The sequence below is a fragment of the Providencia sp. PROV197 genome, from assembly GCF_028479625.1.
Taxonomy (GTDB): Bacteria; Pseudomonadota; Gammaproteobacteria; order Enterobacterales; family Enterobacteriaceae; genus Providencia; species Providencia vermicola.
The window spans coordinates 1-1,174 of record NZ_JAMPNZ010000053.1; the positions used below are offsets into that span (position 1 = coordinate 1).

The following is a 1,174-nucleotide window of genomic DNA, read 5'->3' on the forward strand; positions in this document are numbered from 1 at the left end:
ATTTTTGCAACAACACCCGCACCTACAGTACGGCCACCTTCACGGATTGCGAAACGTAAACCGTCGTCCATCGCGATTGGGTGGATCAGGGTAACGATCATGTTGATGTTATCACCTGGCATTACCATCTCTACGCCTTCTGGCAGTTCGATAGTACCTGTTACGTCAGTTGTACGGAAGTAGAACTGTGGACGGTAACCTTTGAAGAATGGAGTGTGACGACCACCTTCATCTTTGCTCAGAATATAAACTTCTGATTCAAATTTAGTGTGTGGCTTGATTGAACCTGGTTTAGCAAGTACTTGACCACGTTCGATTTCTTCACGCTTAGTACCACGCAGCAGAACACCAACGTTCTCACCCGCACGGCCTTCGTCAAGAAGTTTACGGAACATTTCAACACCAGTACAAGTTGTTTTCGCAGTCTCTTTGATACCAACGATTTCAACTTCTTCACCAACTTTGATGATACCACGCTCAACACGGCCTGTTACTACTGTACCACGACCTGAGATTGAGAATACGTCTTCAATTGGCAGCAGGAATGGACGGTCAATTGCACGCTCTGGCTCTGGGATGTAAGAATCCAGGTAACCTGCTAATTCAACAATTTTCGCTTCCCACTCAGCTTCGCCTTCCAGCGCTTTCAGTGCTGAACCACGAACAACTGGAGTGTCGTCGCCTGGGAAATCGTACTGAGACAGAAGTTCACGAACTTCCATTTCAACTAATTCTAACAGTTCTTCGTCATCAACCATGTCACATTTGTTCAGGAACACGATGATGTAAGGAACGCCAACCTGACGACCTAACAGGATGTGCTCACGAGTTTGTGGCATTGGGCCATCAGTCGCAGCAACAACCAGGATTGCACCGTCCATCTGTGCAGCACCTGTGATCATGTTTTTAACATAGTCGGCGTGTCCTGGGCAGTCTACGTGTGCGTAGTGGCGAGTTGGAGTATCGTACTCTACGTGAGAAGTAGAGATGGTGATACCACGCGCTTTTTCTTCTGGTGCGTTATCGATTTGGTCGAATGCACGAGCAGAACCGCCGTAAGTTTTTGCCAGAACAGTAGTGATAGCTGCTGTCAGAGTAGTTTTACCGTGGTCAACGTGGCCGATAGTACCAACGTTAACGTGCGGTTTTGAACGTTCAAATTTTTCTTTAGACA

General features: G+C 47.1%; 1 protein-coding gene. It reads right to left on the bottom strand.

What is annotated here, in order from left to right:
* The coding region (tuf, locus tag PR808_RS20620) for an elongation factor Tu (RefSeq protein WP_272539997.1) at window positions 1–1,174 on the bottom strand (1,174 nt) is incomplete at both ends.